Annotated in this window: 23 protein-coding genes; 6 read left to right on the top strand and 17 right to left on the bottom strand. The window is 63.6% G+C overall.

The genetic code is table 11. The annotated features are described in order from the left end of the window. The first annotated feature begins 6 nt into the window (after positions 1–6). Entirely contained in the window at positions 7–456 is a 450-nt protein-coding gene (locus AAF563_12585) for a DCC1-like thiol-disulfide oxidoreductase family protein (protein ID MEM7122112.1), read from the top strand. After that, positions 453–2207, top strand: a complete 1755-nt coding sequence (locus tag AAF563_12590; GenBank protein ID MEM7122113.1) for a DUF4166 domain-containing protein — start codon at positions 453–455, stop codon at positions 2205–2207. Before AAF563_12585 ends, AAF563_12590 begins: the two co-directional genes overlap by 4 nt. A gap of 90 nt (positions 2208–2297) precedes the next feature. Here the strand turns inward: AAF563_12590 and AAF563_12595 are convergent, their stop codons facing one another. The 3 genes from AAF563_12595 to AAF563_12605 form a co-directional block, all read right to left on the bottom strand. Continuing rightward, complete coding sequence (locus AAF563_12595) at positions 2298–3521, bottom strand: SLC13 family permease (GenBank protein MEM7122114.1); 1224 nt, start codon at positions 3519–3521, stop codon at positions 2298–2300. A gap of 271 nt (positions 3522–3792) precedes the next feature. Next, positions 3793–4641, bottom strand: a complete 849-nt coding sequence (locus AAF563_12600) for a polyphosphate kinase 2 family protein (protein MEM7122115.1) — start codon at positions 4639–4641, stop codon at positions 3793–3795. A 12-nt stretch (positions 4642–4653) separates the two neighbouring features. Then, complete coding sequence (locus tag AAF563_12605) at positions 4654–7191, bottom strand: plasma-membrane proton-efflux P-type ATPase (GenBank protein MEM7122116.1); 2538 nt, start codon at positions 7189–7191, stop codon at positions 4654–4656. A gap of 124 nt (positions 7192–7315) precedes the next feature. Here AAF563_12605 and cls point away from each other — a divergent pair, with 124 nt between their 5' ends. Further along, positions 7316–8782 (top strand): cardiolipin synthase, encoded by a 1467-nt coding sequence (cls, locus tag AAF563_12610; GenBank protein MEM7122117.1) that lies wholly within the window; start codon positions 7316–7318, stop codon positions 8780–8782. On the opposite strand, the gene AAF563_12615 is transcribed toward cls, so the two are convergent. The 10 genes from AAF563_12615 to AAF563_12660 all read right to left on the bottom strand — a co-directional run bounded on the left by AAF563_12615 (position 8757) and on the right by AAF563_12660 (position 17157). Next, positions 8757–9512 (bottom strand): endonuclease/exonuclease/phosphatase family protein, encoded by a 756-nt coding sequence (locus AAF563_12615; GenBank protein ID MEM7122118.1) that lies wholly within the window; start codon positions 9510–9512, stop codon positions 8757–8759. The genes cls and AAF563_12615 overlap by 26 nt on opposite strands. A 184-nt stretch (positions 9513–9696) precedes the next feature. Further along, complete coding sequence (locus tag AAF563_12620) at positions 9697–10461, bottom strand: aspartate/glutamate racemase family protein (protein ID MEM7122119.1); 765 nt, start codon at positions 10459–10461, stop codon at positions 9697–9699. A 4-nt stretch (positions 10462–10465) separates the two neighbouring features. Then, positions 10466–11050, bottom strand: a complete 585-nt coding sequence (locus AAF563_12625) for a DUF1989 domain-containing protein (protein ID MEM7122120.1) — start codon at positions 11048–11050, stop codon at positions 10466–10468. Between the two features lie 122 nt (positions 11051–11172). After that, positions 11173–11667: a hypothetical protein gene (locus tag AAF563_12630; GenBank protein MEM7122121.1), complete on the bottom strand. Its 495-nt coding sequence runs from the start codon at positions 11665–11667 to the stop codon at positions 11173–11175. Between the two features lie 97 nt (positions 11668–11764). Then, positions 11765–12478, bottom strand: a complete 714-nt coding sequence (mtgA, locus tag AAF563_12635; protein ID MEM7122122.1) for a monofunctional biosynthetic peptidoglycan transglycosylase — start codon at positions 12476–12478, stop codon at positions 11765–11767. A 55-nt stretch (positions 12479–12533) separates the two neighbouring features. Next, positions 12534–13109: an S-(hydroxymethyl)glutathione synthase gene (gene gfa, locus AAF563_12640; protein MEM7122123.1), complete on the bottom strand. Its 576-nt coding sequence runs from the start codon at positions 13107–13109 to the stop codon at positions 12534–12536. A 98-nt stretch (positions 13110–13207) separates the two neighbouring features. Beyond that, complete coding sequence (locus AAF563_12645) at positions 13208–13465, bottom strand: YjhX family toxin (protein MEM7122124.1); 258 nt, start codon at positions 13463–13465, stop codon at positions 13208–13210. Positions 13466–13724: 259 nt separating this feature from the next. Beyond that, positions 13725–15350: an ABC transporter substrate-binding protein gene (locus AAF563_12650; protein ID MEM7122125.1), complete on the bottom strand. Its 1626-nt coding sequence runs from the start codon at positions 15348–15350 to the stop codon at positions 13725–13727. Positions 15351–15385: 35 nt separating this feature from the next. Beyond that, on the bottom strand, positions 15386–16306 hold the full coding sequence (locus tag AAF563_12655) for an ABC transporter permease (GenBank protein MEM7122126.1): 921 nt from the start codon (positions 16304–16306) through the stop codon (positions 15386–15388). Beyond that, on the bottom strand, positions 16306–17157 hold the full coding sequence (locus AAF563_12660; protein MEM7122127.1) for an ABC transporter permease: 852 nt from the start codon (positions 17155–17157) through the stop codon (positions 16306–16308). The genes AAF563_12655 and AAF563_12660 overlap by 1 nt, the downstream gene beginning before the upstream one ends. Before the next feature lie 345 nt (positions 17158–17502). On the opposite strand from AAF563_12660, the gene AAF563_12665 reads away from it, so the two are divergent. Both AAF563_12665 and AAF563_12670 read left to right on the top strand, forming a co-directional pair. Next, positions 17503–17640 (top strand): hypothetical protein, encoded by a 138-nt coding sequence (locus AAF563_12665; GenBank protein ID MEM7122128.1) that lies wholly within the window; start codon positions 17503–17505, stop codon positions 17638–17640. A gap of 130 nt (positions 17641–17770) precedes the next feature. Continuing rightward, the gene (locus tag AAF563_12670) at positions 17771–17926 is read left to right on the top strand and encodes a hypothetical protein (protein ID MEM7122129.1); all 156 of its coding nucleotides are present in this window, start codon (positions 17771–17773) and stop codon (positions 17924–17926) included. A gap of 116 nt (positions 17927–18042) precedes the next feature. Here AAF563_12670 and AAF563_12675 read toward each other — a convergent pair whose 3' ends face one another. The 4 genes from AAF563_12675 to AAF563_12690 form a co-directional block, all read right to left on the bottom strand. Next, complete coding sequence (locus AAF563_12675) at positions 18043–18993, bottom strand: DUF2167 domain-containing protein (GenBank protein MEM7122130.1); 951 nt, start codon at positions 18991–18993, stop codon at positions 18043–18045. Positions 18994–19187: 194 nt separating this feature from the next. Further along, on the bottom strand, positions 19188–19892 hold the full coding sequence (locus AAF563_12680) for a transporter substrate-binding domain-containing protein (GenBank protein ID MEM7122131.1): 705 nt from the start codon (positions 19890–19892) through the stop codon (positions 19188–19190). 42 nt (positions 19893–19934) lie between these two features. Next, positions 19935–20534, bottom strand: coding sequence for an amino acid synthesis family protein (locus AAF563_12685; GenBank protein ID MEM7122132.1), 600 nt, complete (start codon positions 20532–20534; stop codon positions 19935–19937). Positions 20535–20579: 45 nt separating this feature from the next. After that, a complete protein-coding gene (locus AAF563_12690) occupies positions 20580–21779 on the bottom strand; it encodes an amidohydrolase family protein (protein ID MEM7122133.1) in 1200 nt (399 codons plus the stop codon). Positions 21780–21952: 173 nt separating this feature from the next. Here AAF563_12690 and AAF563_12695 point away from each other — a divergent pair. Then, positions 21953–22969: solute carrier family 23 protein (locus AAF563_12695; protein ID MEM7122134.1), on the top strand; the 1017-nt coding region annotated here is incomplete at its 3' end.

Genomic DNA, 22969 nt, shown 5'->3' on the forward strand with positions numbered 1-22969 from the left:
CGCGCCATGATCGCGCCTTACGCCTACCGCGACGATCCCGCGGTCCCGGAATTCGCCGATGACAGGCCGATCATCGTTTTCGACGGTCACTGCGTCCTGTGCTCGCGCTGGGCACGATTCGTGCTGAAGCACGACCGACAAGGGCGCTACCGGCTGCTGCCGGCGCAGTCGCCGTTGGGTGATGCGCTCTACCGCCACTTGGGCCTCGACCCCGAGAACTACGAGACCAACATCCTGATCGAGGATGGGCGCGCCTGGTTCAAGTCGGAAGGGTCGATCCGCATGGCCAAGGGACTTGGCTTTCCGTGGTCGCTTGCGATCGCGTTCGCCGTCCTGCCGCGCGCTTGGCGCGACGGGCTCTACGACCTCGTGGCGCGCAACCGTTTCCGGCTGTTCGGCCGGCGCGAGGTCTGTTACCTCGTCGACAACGATTACCGCGACCGGTTCCTGGCATGAGCGATACCAAGCTGACGGTCATGATCGTCGGGGGTTACGGCACGTTCGGCGGCCGGCTGTCGCGGCTTGTGGCCGTCGAGCCCGGGGTCAGGCTGCTGATCGCCGGCCGCAACATCGCCAAGGCGCGCGCCTTCTGCGACACCCATTTGACGGGCGCCGATGCGGAGCCTGTGGTTTTCGACCGCGATGGCGACATTATCGGCGCGCTCGGCGCCCTTGACCCCGATCTCGTGGTCGATGCGTCCGGCCCGTTCCAGGACTACCCCGGCGACGTCTATAAGCTCGTCCGCGCCTGCATCGGCGGCGGCGTCAACTATATCGACCTGGCGGATGCTTCGGCCTTTGTCCTGGGCATCGGCCAGTTCAACGACGTGGCACGCGAACACGGCTGTTTTGCGCTGACCGGCGCCAGTTCCTATCCGACGCTGTCGGCGGCGGTCATGCGTCACCTGACCGAGCCGATGCCGCGGGTCGAGACGATCACCGCCGGCATCGCGCCGTCCCCCCATGCGACGCTCGGCAAGAACGTCGTCATTGCCGGTATCTCCTATGCGGGCAAGCCGATCGAGCTCGTTTATCGCGGCCAGCCCGTGACCGGCTATGCGCTCGCCGAAACCCGCCGCTCGACCATCGCGCCGCCGGGTGTGCTGCCGCTGAAGAACCGGCTGTTCTCGCTGGTCGACGTGCCCGACAACCAGCTCATGCTGTTGCAGTGGCATGGCCTCAAGGCGATCTGGTTCGGCTTTTCGCCGGGCCCCGATCTGCCACAGCGCGGCTTCAACATCGCCGCCAACCTCGTGCGCTTTCGTCTTTTGCCATCGCTCAAACTGTTCGCGCCGATCATCGCGCGCTTGGCGTCGTGGCTGCGCTGGGGCGAGGACCGCAGCGGCATGTTCGTCGCTATCGCCGGGCGCGGCGAAGACGGCACGCGCACCGAGCGCACCTGGCACCTGATCGCCGAAGACGATCACGGCCCCTTCATCCCGGCCATGGCGGTCGCCGCGGTCGTGCGCCGCTGCCTTGCCGGAAGGATACCTGAACCGGGCGCCCGTCCCGCGATCGACGATGTCGACTTGGCGGATTACGAAGCGCTCTTCGAACGGTTCTCCATGCGCTGGGGCGTGCGCGACGAGGGCCCCTCGACCGCCCAGCAGCCGCTCTATCGCCGCCTCCTGGGCAGCGCCTGGGACGATCTGCCAGCGCCGATCCGCGGGATGCACGATCTCGACGGCACCATGGTCGCGGAGGGCAGGGCACGCGTCACGCGCGGCACGGGGTTTCTCGCGCGTCTGGCCGGGCGCGTGATCGGCTTCCCCGATGCCGGCGACGACATGCCAGTCAAGGTGACGTTCGCCGGCGAAGACGGCCAGGAGACCTGGCGCCGCGACTTCGCCGGCCAGACGTTCGAAAGCGTGCAGTCACAAGGGCGCGGCCGCTCGGCTTACCTGGTCAACGAACGGTTTGGCGCCATAACCGTCGGTCTGGGTTTGGCGGTCGCCGACGGCCGCCTCCGCATCGTCGTGCGCCGCTGGTCGCTGTTCGGTATCGCCATGCCGATGATGCTGGCGCCGCGCTCGGACGCCTACGAGTCGGTCGAGGAAGGCCGCTTCAACTTCCATGTCGATGTTTCCCTGCCGCTCGCCGGTCACATCGCCGGTTACCACGGCTGGCTCGAGCCGCGCCCGCTGACAACCGCTGAAGAGGCCGAGATCGCGCGCGGCAAGACCGCCTTCGCCCAGGCGACGTCCTAGAGCAGATGAATCTGCTCTACTCATACAAATGGAGCGGGTTCACGTGGCTAAGTGGAACCGTCAACCGGTTCCACTTAGCCACGATCCGCTCTAGCCGACTGCGCTGACGAACCACAGCCAGCCGGCGCCGGCCAGCAGGGTCGCGAGCGTGATCGGCACGCCGGTCCGCGCGAAAGCCCGGAATGAGATCGTCATGCCGCGTCGTGCCGCCGCGTCGACCACGATGATGCTGGCCAGGCTGCCGACGACGACCAGGTTGCTCGACAAGCCGCTGGCAATCGCCATGACCGGGCCCAGGCTGGCGTCCTCGGCGAACGGCAGCAGCAGCATGATGCTGGGCACGTTCGACACGATGTCGCTCAGCACCGCCGTCACGACGAAGATGATGGCGGGGTCCGTCAGGTCAATGCCGGCTGACCGCATATCGGTGATCCAGGCCTGCGGCAGACCGGTCAGCTGCAGCGCGCCGTTGACGACAAAGAGGCCGATAAACAGGACCAGAAGCTGCCAGTCGATCCGGTGCAGCATCTTGTGTGAAGCGAAGTGCGCGTTGGCCAGCAAGATGGCGCCCGCGGCCAGCGCGATCAGATCGCGCGGCCAGTCGGTGATGATGAAGAGCCCGACCACGATGGCGGTGATCACCGTGCCCTTTATGGCTTCGCCTTTTCGGAAGTGACGGTGCTTCAGGGGCTTCGCCTTGACGTGGTCCGGCAGATCCCAGTCGTGTTTGAACTGCCAGTCGATCACCGCCCACACGATGACCATGGAGACAAGCGCTGGCACGGCCGTGTAGCCCATGAAGGCGGTGAACGAGAGATCGAAATGCTCACCGATCAGCATGTTCTGTGGGCTACCGATGATGGTTGCGATCGAACCGACATTGGTGCCGCAGGCAAGCGCCAGCAGAAACGGGACAGGGTTCAGCTTGCGGTCGATGCAGTAGCCCAGCAGGACCGGCGCCAGCGCCACGGCGACGACATCGTTCGTCAACAGCGCCGACATGACGCCTGCCAGGCCGACAACCACCGCCAGAAAGGCGCGCGGCCCCAGAGTTAGCGCGCCGATGCGATCGGCGAGCGCCGAGTATAGACCCGACAGATCGAAGTTCGCCGAGACGATCATCAGGCCGAACAACAGGCCGATGGTCGAGAAGTTGATCGACGCGCCAGCCTGCTCGCGGGTCATGACGCCGGTGGCCAGAAGCGCGATTGCGCCGATCAGCGCGATCGCCGAACGGTCTACCTTCAACCCCGGCAGGCTGCCGAAGATCATGCCGACATAAACGACGACAAAGACGACGATGATGATGGTCATGGTGTTTTCTTTGCGCGCTGTCGCGCGCGGCCCCTCACCCCCGCCCTCTCCCTCAAGGGGAGAGGGGGCTTCGCGTTTCCCTCTCCCCGGCGAGGGAGAGGGATGTGGAGGCTTGGGTGCGGCAGCGTCACGGAGTCCGATCGACCCACATCGAACGATGTGGGTCGTGAATCGGCCTCCGATTTGTAGATAAGAGCGAGGTCAAGGATTGGCCTAGCTCGGGCCGAAGCTGGGTGAGGGGGGCTGCGCCGACATTCGAACCGCACCGCCCTCACACCTTGCCGTCTTTTTCGGCGACCTCGGCTGCGTGATACTGCTTCTTGATCGCGTCCAGGTCGACGCTTGGCGCCGGAATCTTCGGATCCATCGCATCAAGCGTCTTCACGATGATCTCCGAGACCGCCAGATTGCGGAACCACTTGTGGTTGGCGGGAATGACGTACCAGGGCGCGTGCTCGGTGCTGCACTTGCTCAAGGCTTCTTCGTACGCCGTCTGATAGTCCGTCCAATAGCTGCGTTCCCTATAGTCGGCGTCGCTGATCTTCCAGTTGCGCGCGGGGTCGTCGATACGTTGTTTGAAGCGGCGCAGCTGCTCGTCCTCGCTGATGTGCAGGAAGAACTTGACGACATGGGTGCCGTTGTCGACCAGCAGCTGCTCGAAGTCGTTGATCAGATCGTAGCGTTTTGACCATACCGATTTCGGCACGAGGTCATGGACGCGCACCACCAGCACGTCCTCATAGTGCGAGCGGTTGAAGATCGCGACCTCGCCCTTGGCCGGTGCCGCCTTGTGGATGCGCCACAGGAAGTCATGGGCCAGTTCTTGAGCGCTCGGCTGTTTGAAGCCATAGGCGCGGCAGCCTTGCGGGTTCATCGCGCTCAGCACGTGATTGACGGTGCCGTCCTTGCCCGCGGCGTCCAGCGCCTGCAGGCAGATCAGCAGCGAGCGTTTTTCCTCGGCATAGAGACGGAACTGGAGATCACGCAGCTTGTCGCGATAGGCCTCGATCTCCGGCGTCGCCTCTTCGTGTGACTCGTGGCTGTCCTTGTAGCCGGCGTCGATCTTGCCGAGATCGACCTTGCTGCCCGGCTTGACGATGAACTGTTTGGCGTAGTCCATGGTTGTCTCCGGTCAGGGTTGCGCGTTCGGGTGAAGCGGCTGGCTGACTGTCTCCAGATGTTTGCTGCGGTGGCGCGCCCGGTTCTCAAGCAGCCGGTAGAGGCCGAGCTTTGCGACGTCCAGGATGAACATCCAGACGATGACATAGGCCCAGACCAGCGCGATCACCGTCCACGGCAGGGCCGGCATCAACCAACCGAAACCGCACATCAAGACGGCGAAGACCTGGGTGCCGAAGATGGCGCCGAACAGCGTCATGCTGGGCAAAGGTGGCGACAGGAAGAATCCCTTGGTGCGCGTCACGAACAGCATCAGGTGCCCGCCCGCGACCAACTGAAGAAACACGGCCGTCTGCAGATGCGCCTGATCCATCGGTATCCACGCCTGCAGATCGGCGTCGTTCATCCACGCCATGCCGATCAGCAGCAGGCCGAAACTCTGGGCGACGGCAAGGATGCCCATGACCGATGAACACAGGAGGACGCGGCGTATCTCCCAGCGCACCGGTTTCTTGTCGATGCGCGTGTTGTCATACGCGATTGTCATGATCGGGATGTCGTCAAGCAGCGCCAGCGCGATGATCATGACGGCGGTCAGCGGGCGGAAGTCGAAGAAGATCGTCGCCAGCACGACCACGAACATGATGTCGATGGTCATGGCGATCCGATAGATCGTGTAGCTCATGATGCGCTCAAAGATCTGCCGCGCTTCCTCGATCGCCGTGATGATGACGGAGAGACCCGGTGCGGTCAGGATCAGCGCCGCCGCCGCGCGAGCTGCGTCGGTCGCGCCACTGACCGCGATGCCGCAATCGGCCTGTTTCAACGCCGGCGCGTCGTTCACGCCGTCACCGGTCATCGCGACGATATGGCCGCGGCGCTGTAGTGCCTTGACGATGCCGTACTTGTGCTCGGGGAAGACGCGCGCGAACCCCTCGGCTTTCTCGATCGCTTCGGCCGTCTGGTCCGACACGTGGTCGGGGTCGCTGCCTTCCTTGAACAGATCGTTGGCGGCCTGGATGTGTGTTCCCATGCCCAACTGCCCGGCGATCTCGCTGGCGATGGCGACATCGTCGCCGGTTACCATCTTGACCTCCAGGCCGTGCTCTTGCGCTTGACGGATCGTTTCCTTCGAATCATCGCGCGGCGGGTCAAAGAGCGGCAGGATGCCCAGGAACGTCCAGGTCGAACCGCCGTCCTTCGACGATGCCACGCCCAAGGCGCGATAGCCCTTTGCTGCCATGGCGTCGACCGCGTGCTGAGCTTTCTCCTCGGTCGCCTTGTCCAGTTTCGCCATGGCGGTGATTACCTGAGGCGCGCCCTTGGTGACCATTTCCTTGTTGCCTCCGGCATCGGTCACCGTCGCCTGCGTTCTCTTGTGCACGGGATCGAACGGTGTGAAGTCGGTCTGGGTGTAGCCGGACAAGGTCGACGGGTCCTTGACGCCGGCGATAACCGCTAGGTCGATGGCGTCGTCATTCTCCTTCTTCGACGCCAAGGCGCCGGCCAGGACGCAGGCCTCCGGCGTCGCATCGCCGAACACCACAGGGTCGCCCAGGGTCAGCTGGTTCTTGGTCAGCGTTCCCGTCTTGTCGGAACACAGGATGTCGACACCGGCCATCTCCTCGATGCCTTCCAGGCGCGAGACGATAGCTTTCCTTTTCGACAGCGCCAGCGCGCCCAGCGCCATGGTGACCGACAGCACGGCCGGCATGGCGACGGGGATCGAGGCGATGACCAGGATAAGCACGAACTGCAGGATCTTGACCGCATCGCTCCAGTGCCAGGCGTCCTGCACTACGATGTCGCGGTAGAGTTCGAAGCCGATCAAGAGGATGCTCAGTCCGATCGCCATGACGATCAGAAAGTCGCCGATGCGCATCACCGCCTGTTGCGAATGCGACTTGGCGCCCGCGCCGGCGACCAGCTTGGCTGTGCGGCCGAAGAACGTGTTGGACCCGGTGCCCGTCACGACGGCGATCATTTCGCCCTGTTTGGCGATGCTGCCGGAATAGGCGCTCTCGCCGACCTTTTTGTTGACCGGCAGGGACTCGCCGGTCAGTGCCGACTGGTCGATGCTGATATAGTCGCCGTCGACCAGCGCGACATCGGCGGGCACGATCTCGCCCAGGCGCAGGCGCACCACGTCGCCGGGCACCAGATCCGCCGCGTCGATGGTCGACCACGCGCCGTCGCGCTCGACATGGGCTTTCGGCGCCAGGCCCTTCTTCAGCGCGGCAAGCGCGTTGGCCGCCTTGCGTTCCTGCCAGAACCCGATGCCGGCGTTATAGATCAGCAGCACCATGATGATGGCGAAGTCGATCCAGTGCTGCACCACAAGTGAGAGCAGGGCGGCGACCTCGATCATCCAGGGGATGGGTCCCCAGAAGTAGCCAAGCAGCTTCTTCAAGAGACTCTCTTCCTTGGCGGTGATCGCGTTGGGGCCGTATTGGGCGAGCCGCTTCTGCGCCTCGTCGCTGGTCAGGCCCTTCTTCGACGCCGCCCACTGTTTAAGCGCGTCTTCCGTCGCCTTTGACGTCTTCTCCGCCATGATAGCTACCCCTCGCTCCCCGCGCGGCACTGCCCCCTGGCAACCATACTACTGGCCTCTATCGATGGTTGAAACGCTGCTGTGCCGGCCTTGATTGGCCACCGGCGGTCGAGCACTATGCGGCGTGGTCGAATTCTTTCCCGCTTCGGGCCCTCTGGTTCTGCTTATTCTGGCCGCGATTGCGATCGCGATAGCCATTCGCGTGATCATGTCGCGGCCGACAACTGGCGTCGGGCTGGCGTGGTTGATCCTGGTCGCCGCCGTCCCCCTCATTGGCGCGATAGTATATCTGCTGATCGGCGAGCGGCGTGTTGGCATGCGACGTGGCCGCAAGATCGCGGCGCTGCGTCTGGACTATGCCAAGCTTAGTCAGGCTGCCATCGGCGATGGCTTGACCGACATCGACTGGTCGCGTCATCCTCCGGCCGCCGAACGGCTCGACCGGCTGGGCCGCCACACCGCCGGCAGCCCCACGGTGCGCGGCAGCCAGTTCAAGCTCTACGCCAACACCGAAGAGATCCTGCAGACGATCGCGCGCGATATCGACGACGCGGCGACCAGCGTCCTGCTCGAGTTCTACATTTGGCAGGAAGGTGGCGCGGCCGACCTGGTCTTTGACGCGCTGCTGCGCGCGGCCAAGCGCGGCGTCGTCTGCCGTGTCCTCGTTGACTCGATCGGCGGCCGACCCTGGCTGTCAGGTGTGCAACCGGCGCAACTGCGCGAGGCCGGTATCGACGTCCTGCCCGCCCTGCCGGTCGGTCCGCTGCGCGCGTTTTTCAGCCGCACCGATCTTCGTCTTCATCGCAAGATCGTCGTTGTCGACGGCCGCGTGGCGTGGACCGGCAGCATGAACCTGGTCGATCCGCGCCTTTTCAAGCAGGACGAGGGCGTCGGCCAATGGGTTGACGCCATGGTGCGGCTCGATGGCGCGGCGGCTCCGTTGCTGGGCGCGACCATGATCGGCGACTGGGCGTTGGAAAGCAGCGAGTCGATCTATGAGATCATCGAGCACGCGCAGCTCAAGCTCGTCGAGCCGAACGGGCCGACCGATGTTCAGGTCGTCGCGTCCGGCCCGGTTGAATCCAAAGACGGTCTGTTGCAAATGTTGCTGGCGCTCATCAACGCGGCGCACCACCGCCTGGTCTTGACGACGCCCTACCTGATCCCCGACCCGCCGATGCTGTTGGCGCTGCGCGGTGCCGCCGGCCGCGGCGTCAAGGTCACCTTGATCGTGCCCGAAGTCGTCGACTCCTTCTGGGCGCGCCACGCCAGCCGGTCCTATTACGACGACCTGCTCGAGATGGGTGTCGAGATCCGCCTGTTCCGCGACGGTCTGTTGCACACGAAGTCGATCATGGCCGACGGCACGATGTCGATGTTCGGCACCGCCAACTTCGACTACCGCAGCCTGTGGCTGAACTATGAGGTCGCGCTCTTCATCTATGGCGCGGAGTTTGCCGAACAGCTTGGCGCTCTGCAGGAGAGTTACATCGCCGCATCGGACAAACTCGATCAGGTGGAATGGGCCAAGCGGTCCGTCGGACAACAGCTCGTTGAGAACACGCTCAGGCTGGCAAGTCCGCTGCTGTGACCTCGGCCGGCTGAGACACAAGCTCGACATCGGCGACAAGCGGAAGGTGATCGGAAACGTTGCTGACCGCATCGGTGTCGATCACCCGGGCCTCGCGCACCTTCCAATGGGCGGAAAGATAGATCCTGTCCAGCGGCAGCACCGGACGCCAGGACGGGTAGGTTGGCGCCGCGACGCAGGTCGAGAAATGTTCGCCCAGGAGCCTGGACGCCCGTGTCGATTCACGCACCATGTTGAAGTCGCCCAGGATCACCGTGGGCGGGGATCCGTTGGTCTCGGGCGCAAAGACATCCAGCAGCCGGCGCGCCTGCATTTCACGCTCCGGCGGTGTCAGACCGAAATGGGTGACGACGGCGCAGACCTGCCGCGTCTTGTCACCGATCTCGCCGGCGACCGCGGCGCGGGGCGGGTGGCCCAGTACCTTCAGGTCGACCCATCGCCGGCTTGTCACCGGGAAGCGCGTCAAGAGCGCGTTGCCGAACTGCGAGCGCAGGGGATCGCGCGACAGGCCCTCGACCACGTGATAGCCGGTCTTCTCCCGCAAAAAGGCGAACTGATCGACCTTTGAATGGTGTGACCGGTGCCAGCCGACTTCCTGCAGACCGATGATGTCCGGTGCGATCGTCTCGATCACCGACACCACGCGGTCCATATCCATGCGCTCGTCGCTGCCGATGCCTGAATGAATGTTCCAAGTCGCTAGGCGCAGGCCGTCGGGAAGAGGCGTCATGCTGTCAATCGCGGATGCCGTGTTTGCGGGTAGATCCAAGGGTTGGCCGCCTGCCTGCCATCATCACATGTGCCAGACGAAGACCATCACCACGGTTGCTCAGGTGGCGGCAACAGGCGTTAGCCTGACGCCCGATCATCGCCGATTGATGCGGCGGTTTCCAGCGCCAAGGCCGGCCGCGGCGTTATTCGGCCGCGCGGACCTTGTCGGTGGCCGTGGCGCCGAGCGCGCCGGGGACCCGGCCCTCCAGGCCAAGGTGCTTCCGCGCCGTATGGACCAGTGCCTGGTTGCTGGTGATGACCGGCTTTTGCAAGCGGGCCTCCAAGGCGTCGATCGCCTCCACCGCGCGCATATCGGTGCACGACAGGACGATGGCTTCGGCACCCGCGCTGTCGGCGCGGCAGGCAAGCGTCAACACGTCATCGGGCGTCAGCGCGCTTTGACCATAGTTGCCGAGATCCTCACCGACATAGGCATCGCTCACCACCTCGATGCCGCACGCGCCCAGAAAGGCGGCGGCTTCGGCGTTAAGCTGTTCGGTATAGGGCGAGCAGAAGCCGACCTTCGTGACGCCAAGATCTCGCGCCGCCTCGACGACGGCGCTGGCCGCCGTCGTCGCCGGCACCCCGGCGCGCGCCTCGATCCGTTCGACAAAGGCCCGGTCATAGGCCGGCCCGTGCGACAGGGTCGCCGATGTGCAGCCATAGACGATCATGTCGGCGAGCGCGGCTTTGAGACCGTCGACGACCTCGTCCAGCGTGGCATCGGCGAACTTCCGCATCTGTTCGGAGTCGGGAACCTCATCGATGTCGTAACCGCCGGCGCGCGCGAAATGCAGTGACACACCATCGGGCCGCAGCATGACCATGTCCGGCTCCAGATTGGTGTTGGATACCGGCACAACGACACCCAGGCGGGCGACACCACGGCTGCTGTTCGATGCTATCATTCAGTCATCCTCCGTGCACGATCACGCGGATCGGTGTCGGCGCGCCATCGTTGCATGGGTTGTTGACCTGCGGACAGTTCGATATCGCCACCAGCACGCGCATGGCGGCGGTCAGTTCGACATAGTCGCCGGCCGTCGACCGGCTGGTGGCGAAGACACCGGGTACGAGCGCACCGTCGGTGCCGACCGGCACGGAACAGAAGAAGTTGATGTTGGGCACCACGTCGCGCCAGCCGAGCCCGTGGGGCTCGATCGCCTTCAAAAAGTTCTCGCGGCAGCCGGGCACGCCCTCGACGCCATACAGCATGGCGTTGCTCCATGACGAACAGCAGCCGCCGATCGTGTCGTGACCGCCGCAGGTGTCGTCGGCGACCGTCATCATGGCGCGCGCCCGGTCGGAATAGAGCACGGTGCCGGTGTTCAGCGTGATGTTGCCGGAGGCCTTCACCGTGTTCGGCGCGTTATAGCGCTCGCTCGGATCATCCGCGTTGTAGCACAGGAAGTCGACGCCCTGGTGACCCTCCAGATCGACGATACGCAGGCATGCGCCCGCCTCGACCACGCCACTCCACGGCGCGCCAGGCGGCACGACATCGTCGCTTACAATTATCGCGGGAGTAGCTTGTTCACGATCCAAAACGAGCCTCCAGTGTCCTCTTTCCTTCGCTTCTCACTCTGCACCCGGTTTGTAGTCATTGGTTCAGAGGGTAGTCATTGCCCCTGTTTCTCTAAGTACTCGGTTACGATCCGCTTCATATCATCGTAACTGATCGGTCCAAGGGTCATGCCGAGAGTTGAGTGCGTGTTCAACTCACCAACGACCCGATACATGTCGACATGATAGAGCCGCTGATTTTGGCCTATCTCGCCCAGCTCGCGCGAAACATCGGTCGTGAAGTCGTAGGAGCCTTGAGAAATCGTGCTGGTGCCCATGCCTTCGGGTGACATGATCCAGAATGCGTGTATCCGACCATATGGGCCAACGAGTCGATCGTACGCATAGGCGTGTACGGTGGTGCCGTCCACCTCGAAAGTCTCGACGTAGTCGTACGTGCCAAACTGATCTCGACCATCTTCTTGGGCGTCAGCTACTCGGGGATCCGGCCACGTCGACTGCTGGCCCGATGCTCCGGTACCCGACGTGCCGGCGCATGCAGCCAACCCAATCGTGCAGACTAGTGAGAGGAGGCACCTCTTGATCGCCATGGCGGCCCACTCCGAATGGTTGACCTATTAGGTAGCGATGCATCTTGACGTGTCAACGACAACGTATGATGTCGGTTTGCGTGTTAATGCCGTGTTTTCAATAACAATCCAGCAGAGGACCGAGCTGGCCGATGCGGCGCTGTAGCACATCGGCGTGGCTTACCTGGCTTGATGTCGGGTTCGACGCCGAACGGTTGAGCGGGTTGGGCAGGACCGTCGCGAGCAGGGCGGCCTCGCGCTGGCTCAGATTGGCCGCCGACTTGCCGAAGTAATGCTGGGCCGCCGCTTCGGCGCCGTAGACGCCGCCCGACCACTCGACGATGTTCAGGTAGACCTCCAGGATGCGCTGCTTGCTCCAAAGGAGGTCGATCAGGACCGCGAGCCAGGCCTCGATACCCTTGCGGATGAAGCTGCGCGCCGGCCACAAGAAGAGGTTCTTCGCCGTCTGTTGCGTGATCGTGCTGGCGCCGCGCAAGTTGCCGCCGTCCTGATAGGTCGCAACCGCTTTTTCGATCTGATCCCAATCGAAACCGCGGTGAATGCAGAAGTTGTTGTCCTCGGCCGCGATCACGGCGGCCGGCAGGTTGGTTGAGATGTCGTCAAGCGCGACCCACTGCTTGTCGATCCCATAGCCTTCAGACTGGCGGATCAGCATCAAGGGCGTCACCGGCGGCGGCACGGCGGCAAACAAGGCAATCAGCAGAACCGGCAGAACGACGACCACGGCGAACAGCATGACAAGCAGCCGCTGCCACAGCCGCATGCGCCGCCTGGGCGGGCGTTTCTTGTTGCCGTTTTTTACTTTCGCCATGCCCCACCTTTACCGGAAGGCAGGCGGATGGCCAACGCGGTCGTTTCAGGGTGGGCTATTGCGCCGCAGCGGCGGTGTTGGCGTTGTGGATCGCGATGGCGTCCATCAAGGCCGGCGATAGACAGTCATAGGGCTCAAGGCCCAGATCACGGAGCCGCTGTCTGATGGTCGGCATGTCATCGGGGTCCGTGCCGGCTTCGATGATCGACGACACATAACCCGCGAACTGCGGTGCTTGCCAGCCGGTCTCACCCGACAACTCGGTATGGACGAAGTCCAGCCCGAAGAAGGGGTGGTTCTCTTCCTCGATGCGACCAAGCATATGCACGCCGCACGCTTTGCAAGCGTAGCGCTGGATAGCGGCCTCGGGATCGACGACGGCAAGCTTGTCGCCGTTCTTTGTCACCGTCACATCGTCACGCGCCACCATGGCGACCATCGAAAAGAGCGCGCCCGGCGGCCTCCAACTCGTCGTGCAGCCGCTTAGATGATTATGGGCCACCTGACTCGCGACCACGACCTCAACGGCATCGGTTGCGCAGTGACAAACAAGCGTACCGCCCCGAAAGCTCTCGTTGCCCTTGGTCAGCCCGTTGTCGACGTCCGGATGTAGGGAAGAGGCTGCGGCCATCACGGTGATCCTTCCATGGTCCTTGTCGCAAGAGGCGGCCGGCCAGGCGCATACGAATACTGCGCCCGGCCCGCCGTGTCCTCAACGCAAAACACCGGTCAGCGGTTGTCGATCTGGGGCCTGACGGCGCCAAGACCCTTGCGTGTGATGCGATAGGGTCGACTGTTCTGCGAGGCGATCAGGCCCTTGCGCTTCAGCGCGCGGAACACCGCCATGGTGCAGTTGGTCAAAAGCCAGCCTTCGCGGGTTACACACTCGATCTCGGCAATCTTTCCTTTCGCATCGCGCTCATAACGAATTATGGCGCCTTGCGCGAGCGCGTGGAGCACGCGCTGCTGGTCGCGGGAAATGTTCACGATTTCGGTCCGTTGTCATACAGGAACGCCGCCGCGCGCCGGTCGCGGACGCAGGCGCGGTCCGCGGGCCAAGCCCACGACGGGGGTTCAAGACGACGGGTCTACGAAAGACGGAAACCCGTCAGCCGATGACAACGGCCTCTGGCATAAACTCTCCGCAAGGAATGCGGTGCGTTCTAACCGCTCAGTGCGCGCCAGGCAAGGTGTATCAGGGAAAAGGGAAGGGGCGCCGCGACCGGCGGCGCCCCTTCAAGGGTCCTTACTGGACCGACGTCGAATAGACGTAATCGTAGTGCACGGGGATGTGCACGGGGTCGACGAAGATCTCGTCGGTCTCACCGGCGATCGCGCCGGAGTGCATCGTGAAGCGTTGTTCGTTGAACACCGGCACCCACGGCGCATCGTCCATGATCGCAATGAAGATGGAACGCCACTTCTCCAACCTGGCTTCGGCGTCGGCCGGGTCGGTCATGCCGTCGGCTTCGGCCGCCATGGCGTCGAGTTCTTCGTTGCAGTACCACGCCCAGTTCCAGCCACCCGGCACAGCGCCGCCACAACCCAGGATCGGACCATAGAAGTTGGAGGGATCCGGGAAGTCGGCGATCCACGCCATGCCGCCCGACCAGATCATCGGCGCCTGATCTTCCTCGCCACCAGCCGCGATAACGGTCGACTGCGCCAGCGACTTGATGTCGGCGTTGATGCCGATCGCCGCCAGGTCCTGTTGGATCGCCTGGGCGATGCGCGGGTTGGGGTCGGTGTTCATCACGTAGAGCTCGGTGTCGAACCCGTCGGCGAAACCGGCCTCGGCCAACAGCGCCTTGGCTGCTTCGGGGTCATAGGCATAACCCTCGTACGCTGTGTCGTAACCCGGCATGGCGGGCGGCAGCGGCTGGTTCGCCGGCACCGCGCGGCCGTTGACGATCTGCACGATACGGTCCTTGTTGATCGCCATGTTGACGGCCTGGCGCACCTGCTGATTGTCGAACGGCGCCATGCGCGTGTTCATGGTGATGTAGCCGGTGTGCAACTGGCCGCCTTCGATGACGTTGTCTTTCCAGTCGCTGTCCATGACTTCCAGGAACTGCGCCGGCGGGATGCCGTCGCCCAGGATGTCGACCTCGTCACGCTGCAGACGCAACAACGCGACCGACGGTTCCTGGCCGACCTGGAACTCGATGCGGTCAAGCCGCGGCAGGTCGGGGTCGTAGTAGTCGGGGTTGCGCTCGAAGATGACGTGCTGGCCCAATGTCCAGTCGGTCATCTTGAAAGCGCCCGTGCCGACCGGGTGGGTGCCGAAGTCCGCACCGTGTTCCTCGACAACTTCCTTCGGCACGACGAACGAGAAGTTGATCGCCATGACATGCAGGAACGTGGCGTCGGGCTGCGAAAGCTTGATCTCAACGGTCTTCGGATCGATCACCGTGACACCCGACAGGCTGTCGGTGTTGCCGGCGGCCAAGTCGTCGAAACCCTCGATGCTCCAGAAGAAACCCTGGCCGGGACTTTGCGTCGCCGGGTCAACGACACGCTCTAGCGAGTACTTCACATCGTCGGCGGTCATCTCGCGTCCGTTGTGGAACTTGACGCCGTCGCGCAGCGTGAACGTATAGGTCAGGCCGTCATCGGAGATCGAATAGCTCTCCGCCAGGTCCGGACGCAACACTGTGGAGCCGGGCTCGTAATCCATCAGGCCATCGAACAGGCTCTTGATCATCGACCAGTTCTGCCAGTCGTAACCGATGGCCGGGTCCAGCGTCGAAACGTCGTCCTTATAGGTGACGATCATTTGGCCGCCATGTTCGGGTCCCGCCTGCGCGCTTGGCGCAGCCAGACCCAGCGAGAGCGCCAACGCGGCGACGCCCGCCAATAGTGTCTTTCTCATGATCTCCTCCTCGGTTGTTGAACGACAAAAAAACGCTAACCAAGTCTGACACGCGGATCGAACCATGATGTCGCGATGTCGGCGATGAGATTGCCAAGCACGATGGCGACGGCCGCCACCAGCGTTACGCCCATGATGATCGGGATATCGATGCGCTGAATGGCCTGCCACGCCAACTGGCCGATGCCGGGCCAGCCGAACACGGATTCGACGACCACCGCGCCGCTCATGAAGATGCCGATATCCAAACCGATCATGGCGATCATCGGTAGCGCCGCGTTGCGCAAGCCGTGCACCAAGACGACCCGCCGTTCGCCCGCACCCTTGGCGCGCGCCGTGCGGATATAGTCTTGGTTCAGCACATCGATCATGCTGGAGCGGGTAATGCGCGAGTACCAACCGCCACCTGCTATGCCCAGGGTCAGCGCCGGTAAGATGAGGTGACTGAGCGATCCGTAGCCGCCCAGCGGAAACCAATCGAGCAGATTGGCGAAGACATAAATTAGCAACAACCCGACGACGAACTGTGGTGCCGAGACGCCGGCAAACGACATGATCATGACGCTCTTGTCGGCTATTCGCCCGCGTCTGGCCGCCGCGTAGATGCCGGCGGGCAGACCGATCATAAGCTCGAACACGATGGCGCCCACCATCAACAGAAGCGTCGCCGGCAGCCGGCTCCAGATCAGCGTCGCGACCTCCGTCTTCTGGACATAGGAGCGGCCCAGATCGCCTTGCACCAGGTTGCCCAGGTAGCGGGCGTACTGGACCGGGATCGGCTGGTCGAGGCCGAGCTGATGGCGGATCGATTCGACTGTCGCCGCGGTCGCGCTGCGCCCGGCTATCATGCGCACGGGATCGGCCGGCACCAGAAACGACAGGATGAAGGTGATCATGGTGATGCCGATAAGAATCACCACCGATTGCCCCAGACGGCGCGCCAGGAAACTAAGCATCAGTCGCGCCCCCGTTGCGTCGGGTCGAGCGCGTCGCGCAATGCATCACCCACCAGATTGAATGACATGGCGAGCAACAGAATCGCCCCGCCAGGGAAGAACACCAGCCACGGTGCGTGCAGGAAGTAAGACTGGCTCTCGAAGATGATGCCGCCCCAGGACGGCGTTGGCGGCTGCACGCCGATGCCTAGGAACGACAGCGTCGCCTCCAACAGCACCGTCGTGGCGATCCCCAGCGTGCTCCACACCAGAAGCGTCGGAACAAGCTGCGGCAGAATGTGACACAGCACCAGTCTCGGCCACGCCGCACCCAGCGAGCGTGCCGCCAGGACAAAATCACGCTCGGCCAGCGATCGGGTCTGGCCATAGACAACACGGGCTATCTGCACCCAGTTCACCAGCGCGATCACCAGGGCGACGATCCACAGACTTGGCGTCAGGATCGCCGCCAGCGCGATCGCCAGCAAAAGGGCGGGGAAGGCCATCATGAGATCGGTGAAGCGCATGATCAACGAGCCGACCCAACCGCCGACGAAGCCGGCGATGGTGCCCAGCGTCGTGCCGATCAGGACGGCGGCCGCATTGGCGACGACACCGATGATCAGGGAGGCCTGCGCGCCATAGACCAGGCGCGAGAAAAGATCGCGGCCCAAAAGGTCCGTGCCCAGCCAGAACTCGGCATCCGGCGGGCGTGGTGCGCCGGCCAGCGTCAGCCCCTCGAAGAACTGTTCGTTGGGATTGTAGGGCGCGACGATCGGGGCGCCTAACGCGGCGACGACGATGATCAGGATCACCACCGCTCCCACCAATGCCGCCTTGTCTCTGGCAAAGCGTCGCCAGACGTCACCCATGCCGTGCCTTCCCCCTCAAACAACGCCAGTTCGGGCCAATCTGACCCGAATGCCTGGACGTGCCTGCCTTACGTATCCCGGGAGCCGCTCCGGCGCCGCCAGCACGGCGGCATGACGCCTCGACCCCCCTGTCTCCCCAGAACGGGGAAGGTTGTGAGTATCGGGCTTTATGGCCTTACCGCCAAGTGGTGACCGCAGTCTCTATCGGCCGAATGTGCCAACGCCGTGAAGCGCAAGCGCGAAGACGTGATTGAATGTGTCTGGTCCAAACCTCTGTTGTGGCCGGTAATTGTCGGAGATGACAGGCAACGGGGAAGGCCTTTCAACGACTCGGAGACTTCCGACATGAAACGCATCGCAGTGCTTCTTGTCCTGTTCGGTCTCGTCACCGGCATCGCGGCATGCGCGGTTTCAGAGGGCGGCACCGACTATGGCAACTCTCGCGGCACCTTTAACAAAGGTCACGATGGCGGCCGACGTTAGTTCGTCAGTCCGGTAAACACGCGCTCACGCGCAGTCGTGAACGAATGTGTGCTGGGCTTTAGCTGTAATCACGCCCGGCGGGCCCCACCTCAGTCGAACCGATTGGATTGACTTGATGGATGGAAAACCGATGAACCGCTTGGCCTCTTTTGTCGTTCTCGTTGGCCTCGGCTTGGCGACGGCCGCCTGTGCGACGTCGTTGGACGACACAAACAGCGTCACCTATCACAACGAGTTCCAGGAGTACCGCGCCGACAAAACCGTTGACCGGGGCCGCGGCAACTGACGACGCGCTGGGTCAGCTCCCCGCATGGATCCGGGTGCTCCCGATGTTGATTGGGTCACCACGTTCCAAGTCTTGGGCGTTGCGTCCCTGAGCCGCACAGCGGTGATTGGATTAGCTCAGGTTGGCGGTGGCCTGCCTGTTGGGTGATGCGGTTGACGGCGCTTGCGGCGAAAGACGGCGAGGCCGCCGGCAATAACGGCAATAACGACGAACCATGCCTTCTTCAGCACAAGTACGAGAAAGGCGATGACGGCGGCGACGACACCTTTCGACTTCGATGACGATGCGCCCACGGTCGTTGCGACCAGCGACGCGATACCGAAACCTGCCAACAGATCGCCGGTCTCGTAGTCGGCGTATCGTTGGCCGGGCATGAACGTAAGCCTGTTCGCGATCTCGGTAAGTTCGTCGCTGTTGGCCATGTAGTACTGCGGTGTCACGACCCAGGTGACCATTTCGAGGCCCTGTCGACCAAGCTTCAGGGCGACGGCGTTCAAAAGCGTCACGTCCGCCGTTTGGGCTTCGATCACCCAGTAGACCATGCCGGCATCGCGATCGAGCGTCGGCTGGGTCACCCAGCCGCGAACCCAGACCTCGGGAATGCCGACCTCGCGACGGGTCCGGTTGGCGTCGTCCGTGGCGCGTTTGATGCCTTCCATCAGGTCATCGGGATCAACGTCCGTCCAATCGTCGAGCGTCACGTAGCCGATGTCCGAATAGGCATAGTAGGCTTCGCTTATCTCGACATTGTCGATCAGGACCGCCTCGATCTGCTCGCGCGCCTCTCCGTTCACCAACTCGAAGTACGTTCTGGCGTCGTCGCCAAGGATCAGGGCAAATCGTTCATCGAGCTCGATCTGGCGCCCGGTTTGGCCGATAGCGTAAACGCCGGGCTCATTGATCCAGTCGAGGTTCAGGAGCTCTGACAGAAGAGCAAGCTCCGCATCACTCAGAGCCTCGCCGCCGTTCGCGTCGTCAGCATGGCCGGGTGCCACGGCCAGAATGGCCACGACCGCGAAGGCTGCCAATCGCGTGAAGCCAAATCGGTTCGCAAGTCCAAGGGCCATGTGTCGTCTCCCGCAGATATCGTTGCTCTGCTTGCGCGCCCGTCGCGACCACATCGCACGGCGCGACGCTGACGATTATGGGAGACGGGAATTGCCCGTCCAGCGTGCATAAGTGTGATTGTCTTAAGGCTTTGGTGGTAGATCAGTTGGTTGCGTTCCGCCGTAACTTAGTGAAAACACGGCGGTTTTGGCAGCTATCGCGCCTCGAACCAGGCGTTGAAGCGGGCCAGCAGGTCGGCCTCGTCCTTGGCGAACATGGCGACCTTTTCGACGCGGGTATAGGGTTCGTCCGGCTTGACGGCGCATAGAAGGCCGTTGGTGACCTGCTGTTGGTAGACCGCCTCGATCGAGTCGGTGAACATCACGTCCGCGCGTTTGTCGAACAGATAGACGAACGGCTGCTCGTTATCCGGCACGATGATCAAGACGGCATTCATCAGCTTGGCGAGCGCGAACTGCGCGTTGGTGCCGCCCCGGTTCTCGACCACGGTGGTGCCCGTCTGATCGATCGCCTCGATCGACCCGTAGCGGTCCTCCTCGCCACAGCGCACCAGCGCGACCTTACCGGTTTCCTCGATGGTGACGGAGAGCAGGGCGTCCTGGGCGCGCTGGCGGGTGCGCGAGATCCCGCCGATGGCGACATCGAACTTGCCGGCCAACAGGTCCGCGGTCAGCGTCGGCCAGGTCGTCGGCACGAAAAGCAGCGTCAGGTCTTCATCATCGGCAAACGCCTTGATCAGGTCGATATCGCGGCCGCTGAACGTGTTTGTCGCGCTGTCGTACCAGGTGAGCGGCTTGTAGTCGCCCGTCGTGCCGACGACGAGCGTGTCGGCCCGCGCCGTCCCAAGTGCGATGGCAAGCACGAGGGCGAACAGAGAAATCAGGGCTCTTGGTCTCATGTGCGCCATCGTCATCTCAAACCTCACATCACAGATCTCACGTCACACGGGCGCGTCGTCCGCGCCCTTTCCCATGTCGGCGAGGTCCTGGTAGCGGTCGCCGATACGGTGATGGGGACGCCCGCCGATCGAGGCGCCCAGCGCGACGACGATCTCGTCGGTGGCCGGCGCGTCGGGTATGGCGAACTGCAGGGTCAGATAGTGGCTGCGCCGCCCGGCATCGTGTTTGTCCATCATCGGAATGACCACCGGCGCGTTCGGGCCGCCGCGCATGTTGGTGAACGAGAGATAGGTCTCCGCCCCGACGGCCGTTCGGAAGTGGTTGCCGAAGCGCAGGGTGTGGATCATGGCCGAGGCGTGTTCGACCTCGCCGGCTTCGCCGACCACGGCCGCTTTGCCATAGGCCTCGACCTTGTCGCCGCCGCCGGCCAACGCAATCACCTCGGCGGTCAACCGCTCGCCCAGACCCGGCGCCTGCGCCCTGATCGCCGGCTGCAGATCCTCGACAAACCCGCGGCCTGCCCACGGGTTGGCGATCACCGCCGCGACGCCGATCAGCAGCAGCGGCGAGGCCGCTTCGCGCCCGCCCTCGATCAGCGTCTCGTCGACAAAACGGACGATCTTGCGCACTTTAGCTTCCATACTTTTTCATCTTTCTGATCAAGTAGTTAGATAATCTTTCTAAAGTCAACGGCCAACACGGTCATTACGGACGATCTGGCCGCGCGCGGCGACAAAGAATACATCGCGCAAGGCGTTTATGTCGTCCAGGGGACTGCGGTCGACGGCAATCACGTCGCCGGCCAGACCGGGCCGCAGGCGGCCGATCTCGCCATCCAATGCCAGCAGTTCGGCGGCGATCACGGTGGCGCTCCGGATCGCGTCGGCGGGTGAAAAGCCGCAGCGTTCGACCATCAACGCGACCTCCTGCATGTTGTCGCCGCAATGGTTGCCCGGCGTGCCGACATCGGTGCCCATGGCGACCTTGACGCCGGTCTCGCGCGCCTTGTTCAGATTGGCGTAGCGGATCGTCTGCAGATACTCGTAGCGCTCGCGCACATGGGGCAGGGCCTTGGCGGCAAACGCAGGGTCCTGCAGGAAGGCATGCGCGGTGCAGATGGTCGGCACCATGTAGGTGCCGTGCTCGACCATCAGCCGAAACGTCTCGTCGGAACCATAGGTGCCGTGTTCGACGCTTCGACAGCCGGCCAGGATGGCGTTCTTGATCGCCTCGGTCGCGTGCGCATGGGCGGCGACGTGCGTGAAGTTGTCTTCCGCGATCTCGACGGCGGCGCGCAGCTCGTCCGGCCGGTACTGGATGGCGTCGGCACGCTCGTACTTCGTCGAGTTGACGGCGCCCGATGCCAGCACCTTGATCAGATTGGCGCCGTTGGCGAGCTGCTTGCGCGCCGCGTGGCGCACGGCGTCCGGTCCGTCGGCTTCCTCATACATGCCGAGATAGTAGGGCCGGGTCGAGGAGGTGATGGAAAGGATCTTGCCGGCACACAACAGGCGTGGACCCTCGATCCAGCCGGTCTCGATCGCTTCGCGCACGGCAATCTCGTGATAATCCCAGCCACCGACATCGCGCGCCGTGGTGATGCCGCAGCGCACCATCCGCCGCGCCGCGCGCGCCGCCCACAGCGCGATGGTGGCGGGCAGGGCGTCGCGCCACGGGTTGTTGCCGTCGGCCGATTCCGTGTTGACGCAGATATGGACATGGCAATCGATGAAACCGGGCAACAGATAAGCGCCGTCCAAATCAACCGCCTGGGCATCGGACGGCGCGCGTCCTATCTCTGCGATGGCGCCGCTTTCCAGGCGGATATCGCCGGTCGCGAAGCTCCCGCTGTCAACGTCATAGATCTGGCCGCCCTTCAGCCACATGGTCCGCTCCCTGCGAAGATCGATACAGTCGGTCCTGCCCGTGTCGTGCCAGCTTGGCGCACATTCGCCACACCACGCAATCGCCAACCGGGTAGAAAGACAGGCCGGTTTGCAGCGCGCAGGGATCTATGGCGAAATGGCGTGTAGTTGGGCGGGGCGCGGAACGTGGCTTGGTGAAACGACCGGAAGACCTGATCTATGCGGTCGACGAACGTCCGCCGCCACTGACTCTCGCGGCGCTCGGGTTTCAACTCGCCGCATTGCTTGCCGTCTATCTAATGCTGATCGTCATCGTGTTTCGCGCCGCCGGCGCCTCGCACGAGACGACCATCAGCGCGACCAGCCTGGGCATGATCGCGATCGCGGTGGCGACCATGCTGCAGGCGCTCAGGCGCGGACCTATCGGGTCCGGCTATCTGGCGCCGCCGGTCTTCTCCGCGATCTATCTGGGCCCGTCCGTCCTGGCGGCCGAAAGCGGCGGCTTGCCCGCGGTCTTCGCCATGACGGTCTTTGCCGGCCTGATCGAGCTCGTCTTCGCGCGGTTTCTCAGACGGCTGCGCGTGGTGTTCCCGCCTGCGATCAGCGGGTTCATCGTTGTCATCGTCGGCATCGAGTTGGGGCTGGTCGCCATGGACCATGTCCTGGGTATCGAGCTACTCGGCCAACCGGACTATGTCGCGCATCTGATTGTCGCGGGCGTGACCTTCGGCACCATTCTCGGCCTCGCGGTCTGGGGCGCTGGCGTGGCGCGGCTGATCTGCACTATGATCGGCATCGTCGTCGGCTTGTTGGTCGCGATCGCGCTTGATCACATTCGGCCCGACCGTTGGCAGGCACTGGATCAGGCGGCGGTGATCGCGCTGCCCGGGTTCGACCAGATCGGTTATGCCTTCGACCCCGCGCTGATTCCGGCGTTTCTCGTCGCGGGGATTGCCGCGGCGCTCAGAACCGTCGGCGTCATCACGACATGCCAAAAGATCAACGACGACGACTGGAAGCACCCTGACATGACGACCATCCGCGGCGGCATCTATGCCGACGGCATCGGTTGCATGCTGGGCGGCCTGCTCGGCGTCATCGGCATGAACACGGGCCCCAGCCTGGTCGGCGTCTCCAAGGCGTCGGGCGCGACCAGTCGCGTGATCGCCTTCGCCGCCGCGGGCTTTCTTATCCTCTTTGCCTTCAGCCCC

It is taken from the genome of Pseudomonadota bacterium, from assembly GCA_039028155.1.
Classification (GTDB): Bacteria; Pseudomonadota; Alphaproteobacteria; order SP197; family SP197; genus JANQGO01.

Coding starts and splice junctions, on each gene's coding strand:
- AAF563_12670 (MEM7122129.1), top strand. CDS start 17,771: ATGAACCGCTTGGCCTCTTTTGTCGTTCTCGTTGGCCTCGGCTTGGCG.
- AAF563_12600 (MEM7122115.1), bottom strand. CDS start 4,641: ATGGACTACGCCAAACAGTTCATCGTCAAGCCGGGCAGCAAGGTCGAT.
- AAF563_12590 (MEM7122113.1), top strand. CDS start 453: ATGAGCGATACCAAGCTGACGGTCATGATCGTCGGGGGTTACGGCACG.
- AAF563_12615 (MEM7122118.1), bottom strand. CDS start 9,512: ATGACGCCTCTTCCCGACGGCCTGCGCCTAGCGACTTGGAACATTCAT.
- AAF563_12660 (MEM7122127.1), bottom strand. CDS start 17,157: ATGGGTGACGTCTGGCGACGCTTTGCCAGAGACAAGGCGGCATTGGTG.
- AAF563_12680 (MEM7122131.1), bottom strand. CDS start 19,892: ATGAGACCAAGAGCCCTGATTTCTCTGTTCGCCCTCGTGCTTGCCATC.
- AAF563_12675 (MEM7122130.1), bottom strand. CDS start 18,993: ATGGCCCTTGGACTTGCGAACCGATTTGGCTTCACGCGATTGGCAGCC.
- AAF563_12585 (MEM7122112.1), top strand. CDS start 7: ATGATCGCGCCTTACGCCTACCGCGACGATCCCGCGGTCCCGGAATTC.
- AAF563_12595 (MEM7122114.1), bottom strand. CDS start 3,521: ATGACCATCATCATCGTCGTCTTTGTCGTCGTTTATGTCGGCATGATC.
- AAF563_12620 (MEM7122119.1), bottom strand. CDS start 10,461: ATGATAGCATCGAACAGCAGCCGTGGTGTCGCCCGCCTGGGTGTCGTT.
- AAF563_12665 (MEM7122128.1), top strand. CDS start 17,503: ATGAAACGCATCGCAGTGCTTCTTGTCCTGTTCGGTCTCGTCACCGGC.
- AAF563_12690 (MEM7122133.1), bottom strand. CDS start 21,779: ATGTGGCTGAAGGGCGGCCAGATCTATGACGTTGACAGCGGGAGCTTC.
- AAF563_12685 (MEM7122132.1), bottom strand. CDS start 20,534: ATGGAAGCTAAAGTGCGCAAGATCGTCCGTTTTGTCGACGAGACGCTG.
- mtgA (MEM7122122.1), bottom strand. CDS start 12,478: ATGGCGAAAGTAAAAAACGGCAACAAGAAACGCCCGCCCAGGCGGCGC.
- AAF563_12630 (MEM7122121.1), bottom strand. CDS start 11,667: ATGGCGATCAAGAGGTGCCTCCTCTCACTAGTCTGCACGATTGGGTTG.
- AAF563_12605 (MEM7122116.1), bottom strand. CDS start 7,191: ATGGCGGAGAAGACGTCAAAGGCGACGGAAGACGCGCTTAAACAGTGG.
- gfa (MEM7122123.1), bottom strand. CDS start 13,109: ATGGCCGCAGCCTCTTCCCTACATCCGGACGTCGACAACGGGCTGACC.
- AAF563_12655 (MEM7122126.1), bottom strand. CDS start 16,306: ATGCTTAGTTTCCTGGCGCGCCGTCTGGGGCAATCGGTGGTGATTCTT.
- AAF563_12650 (MEM7122125.1), bottom strand. CDS start 15,350: ATGAGAAAGACACTATTGGCGGGCGTCGCCGCGTTGGCGCTCTCGCTG.